Origin of the sequence: Streptomyces sp., from assembly GCF_050698815.1 — a bacterium.
GTDB lineage: Bacteria > Actinomycetota > Actinomycetes > Streptomycetales > Streptomycetaceae > Streptomyces.
This window is the reverse complement of record NZ_JBOHCV010000172.1, coordinates 1-4,461: the sequence shown is the minus strand read 5'-3', so window position 1 is coordinate 4,461 and position 4,461 is coordinate 1. Positions and strand designations below refer to the sequence as shown.

The following is a 4,461-nucleotide window of genomic DNA, read 5'->3' as shown; positions in this document are numbered from 1 at the left end:
CTTCCACGGACTGCTGATACAGACCCTGCTCGCGCCCGACCTCGCGATCGAGGGTGAGCGGATGCACCGCGCCCAGGTCCGCCTGCGCGGAGTGCTGCCGGAGGCATGACGGCTCCCTCAGGGCGCGCTGAGTGCGTCGAAGGCCTTCATGAAGAAGTCGTCGGTGCCGAAGTTCACGGATTTCAGGGCGCTATGGAGCGGAGCACCGCCCGCATGCTCCGCCGAGGCGCGACACGTGTGTGCCCTGGCTCGGCCTGAATCGGTGGCCGAGACTCAGTCGGGGCATTCTCCACTCTCATCGGTAGCCGATGCCTTGTTGCACAGGGTCTGACTTAGTTATCGGAATTCCGCGACGGAGGATTGGCGAAGCGGGACACCAGGTCTTGGGCCAGTTTTTGCTGCTGACTTCCGTGTGCCGATTCCGTGGATGTGATTGCTGTCGTCAGCACTGTGTTGACGGGGGCCTCGGGGCGGAGCCGCACCGGAGTGCAGGTGACGTCGAATCGCTCGAACAGGTCGGTGTCATGAGAACGGATGATCACGCTTCGAAGCTCGGTGACCTCCGCTTCCCGCAATGCCCGGTCCGCTGTGTCGAAGACGCCGGCATCCTTGAGGGAAGGGTATGCCTCCCGACCCGGTGTCAGCTGGTCAGCAGGGCCGAAGGCGCTCCCTTGGCGGGCGTTGGCGAAGCGCAGCATGTGCTCCGACCCCTGGGTGAGCATCATCGGGAAAGGCGCGCGGTCGAAGACCGCGAACAGTTCCTCCTGCTGGGCGAGAACACTGTCCCGCAGTTGGAACTCGGGCTTCAATGTCTCGGCCAGGAACTGCATTTCCGACTTTTGTTTCTCGGTCCATCGGTGGGGGCGAACGTCGGCGACGGTCACGGTACCGATGATCAAGCCGGTGTTGTCCCGCAGGGGCGTGCCGAGGTACGCGCGAATGTTCAGCGCCTCGACGACGGGATTGTTCCGGTAATGGCGACTGGCCAGTACGTCTTCGATGGCCAACTGGGCTTTCTGGCGGACGACATGGGGGCAGAACCCGACGTCGAGGGACGCGTCGCGGGCCTCGGGTGCCGGCGGGAGGTCGCCGATCCCGAAGGGGATGCCTGCCTGTGGGTGCTGCTTCTCGTCCGACGCCGGGAAGCACATGCCGCGAAACATCTGCTGCCCGCCGATGAAGTTGACCATGGCGATGGGGGCGTCGGCGAGGCTGCTCGCAAGCGTGGCGATCCGGTCGAACTTCTCCTCGGGCTCAGGGGAGTTGAGGCCAAGGCGTTGCAGCCGGCGCAAGCGCTGCTCATCCGCGAGCTGTGTCTCGTTGGAGGTTGTGGAGTCCATGGCCGCACATGAAACCAGACCTGGCGCGTACTGTCCTGGCGCACTTCGTACGAATGGCGATCGCGGACCTGTCATCCACGCGTTCGGGAGGCGCTGCTGCGCCGACAGGTGCCTGCGAGGACAACTGCCGTCCACCTCTTGCTGGTTCGCGTGGCGGTCGCTTCCCGTCAATCTTGAAACGTACCCCGTTCGGTTTGCGAAAAATTTGCGGCTGCGAGGCCGAGAAACGGTGAAGAAAGTCAAGTCGCATACCGGGCATACGGCTATCAAGTGTCTGTCCCTGGCGCCTCTCCTGTGACTTACCGCCCAGTACGTCACGGTAGAAACGGCAGGAACGCATCAAGTTCGAGCCATGGTGGAAGGCTGATGGGCGAGTGGGAGGATCATCTTCCGGGCGGGTGCGAGGCATCATCATCGCGCGTCACACAGGCATGGGAGGGGCGGTAGTGAGGCGAACGACAACGGAGGATGACGCACGGTCGGTGGCTGTCATCGGCATGGCCTGCAGGTTTCCCGGGGCCGCAGATCCGGACCAACTCTGGGAACTGCTGCGAAGCGGTCATGACGCCACAAGCGAGACTCCCGCAGAGCGTTATGACGTCGATGCGCTGTACTCCGCACATTCGGCGCCAGGGACGATCATCAGCCGTCGCGCCGGCTACCTGGACTCCATCGCCGAATTCGACGCGGAGTTCTTCGGCATGTCGCCCATCGAGGCAGCGGACCTCGACCCCCAGCAGAGGCTGCTGCTGATGACGGCCTGGGAGGCGCTGGAAGACGCCGGCCAGCTGCCCGAGGAGCTCGAGGGCAGCCGGAGCGGCGTCTACGTGGGCAACACCCGCGCAGACTTCCTGGAACTTCAGTTCCGGCAGGGGCTGCGAACCGTCACAGCGTCACAGCTGAACAATTTCCGGGGGCTGCTGCCGGCCCGGCTGTCCTACCAACTCGACCTGCGCGGTCCCAGCGTGCTGATCGACACCGCCTGCTCGTCCTCACTGGGGGCCGTCCATACGGCTGTTCAGAGCATCCGAGCGGGGGAGATTCCGCTGGCCCTGGTCGCAGGTGTGAACATCGCGCTCCGCCCGGACGAAGCCGTCATGATGACGCAGGCCGGAACCCTCGCGCATGACGGACGCAGCAAATTCGCCGACGCAGAAGCCGACGGCTTCGCGCCGAGCGACGCCGTGGGGGTCGTCATTCTCAAACCGCTCCTCGCTGCCAGGGCCGACGGCGACCGCATACGGGCGGTGATTCAGGGAAGCGCGGTCAGCAACAACGGCCGCACCAGCGATTCGCTGCTCGCGCCTTCCATTGAGGGGCAGACCCAGGTACTCAGGTGGGCGTACGAGGACGCGGGGGTGGCCCCCTCCGAGGTGGGCTACGTCGAAGCGCACGGGTCCGGCTCCCCCCTGCTCGACCAGGCGGAGTTCGCCTCCTTGGGGGAGATCATCGGTGAGGACCGGCCGGCCGACAGGCCGTGCTATGTCGGCTCGGTCAAGGCCAACATCGGTTACGCGGAGGGAGCCGGCGGCATCGCCGGGCTGATCAAAACCGTTCTGTGCCTGGAACACCGTCAGATACCGCGCAGCCTGCACCTGACCACCCCCAGTCCGTTCATCGACTGGGACAAGTTGCCCCTTGTGGTGCCCACAGCCCTGCAGGATTTCCCTGACCGCGGCCGGCCGGCCATCGCGGGGGTCACCGGCCAGGGAGCCTCGTGTCTGAACGCGCACGTGGTGCTCCGTGAAGGCGAACCGTCCCCCGCGGACCTGATCCCGGCGGAGCCGGACGCCGGCGCCGCGCATCTGCTGCCGCTGTCCGCCCGTACCCCCGCGGCACTCCAAGCCCTGGCTCGCGCCTACATCGACTACCTCGCCCCCGGGGGCAAGGGTTCGCCGCTCGCGCTGCGGGACATCTGCTACAGCGCGGCCATCCACCGCCAGCATCATCCGTACCGGATGGCGGTCACCGGGGCCTCGCACGAAGACATGATCACCGCGCTGCGCGGTGAAGAGACGCGCACAGCCCCTGAGCCGGCGCTCTCGGCTGCCGCCGAGGAGTACCACCGCGGTCAACCGGTACGGTGGGACGCCCTGTTCGGCCGCGGCTGCCGCTTCGTGCCGCTGCCGGGCTACCCCTGGCAGACTCAGCGTTACTGGCCGGGCGAGCATCCAGGCGAGGAGTCCGGGGACGACCTGACCGCTGCGCTCCTGGCCGAGCATGCCCGTGCTTCCTCCGAGTACGGGGACAGCTCTCTGCTCTCGGACATCGGCATCGACTCGCTGGCACGAATCGAGATCATCGCGAAACTGGCGCAAGAACACCGCTACCAGATCGATGCCGAGGAGCTGGCATCTCTGCACACAGTGGGTCAACTGCGCACGCTGCTCCAGCGGTTGGAGGCCCAGACCGTATGAGTGGTCACCATCAGAACCTCTACGAGCAGTTCGCCTCCGCAGCCGACCGCCACAGCGAGCAGACCGCACTGGAAGTGGGCGACCAAGCGCTGACCTACCGTCAACTGCGCGACGCAGCCGAAGCGTTAGCTGCTCGGATCGTCACCGCAAGCGACGGTGTCGCGCCCCGCCGTGTCGGGCTTCTCTCCAACCGCTCACTCCTCTCCTACGTCGGCTATCTCGCCGTTCTGCGCACCGGCGCCACGGTCGTCCCGCTCAACCCGGACTACCCGCCCGGTCGCAACGCCGCCATCACCGAGGCGGCGGACATCGAGATCCTCATCACCGAGCCCCACCCCGCCACCGCCGAACTCGACGTCCCCAAGCTGACGTTGAGCCCCGAGCAGGTGACAGTGCCGGCCACCGAGGCGCATACGGCTCTCCCTCCGTGCCCGTCGACCCTGAACGACATCGCCTACATCGTCTTCACATCAGGGTCGACCGGCACCCCCAAGGGCGTACCCGTCCTCCACCGCAACGCCGTGACGTACATCGCTTACGTGTCCTCGCTCTACGACGTGACCCCGGGCAGCCGCTGTTCACAGACCTTCGACCTCAGCTTCGACGGCTCTGTCTACGACCTGTTCGTCACCTGGACCTGCGGGGGCACCCTCGTCGTACCGCAGCGCAGCCAACTGCTGTCCCCGGTCACCTTCGTGAACTCG

The 4,461-nt window shown here is 66.0% G+C and carries 3 protein-coding genes; 2 read left to right on the top strand and 1 reads right to left on the bottom strand.

All coding sequences use genetic code 11. From position 1 onward, the window contains the following. Nucleotides 1-332: 332 nt before the first annotated feature. Complete coding sequence (locus tag ACRDP3_RS06505; RefSeq protein ID WP_431515863.1) at nucleotides 333-1,340, bottom strand: GAF domain-containing protein; 1,008 nt, start codon at nucleotides 1,338-1,340, stop codon at nucleotides 333-335. Nucleotides 1,341-1,822: 482 nt separating this feature from the next. Here ACRDP3_RS06505 and ACRDP3_RS06500 point away from each other — a divergent pair, with 482 nt between their 5' ends. After that, complete coding sequence (locus tag ACRDP3_RS06500) at nucleotides 1,823-3,757, top strand: beta-ketoacyl synthase N-terminal-like domain-containing protein (RefSeq protein ID WP_431515862.1); 1,935 nt, start codon at nucleotides 1,823-1,825, stop codon at nucleotides 3,755-3,757. Beyond that, on the top strand, nucleotides 3,754-4,461 hold a 708-nt coding region (locus ACRDP3_RS06495), incomplete at its 3' end, for an AMP-binding protein (RefSeq protein WP_431515861.1). The genes ACRDP3_RS06500 and ACRDP3_RS06495, both read left to right, overlap by 4 nt.

Coding starts and splice junctions, on each gene's coding strand:
- ACRDP3_RS06505 (WP_431515863.1), bottom strand. CDS start 1,340: ATGGACTCCACAACCTCCAACGAGACACAGCTCGCGGATGAGCAGCGC.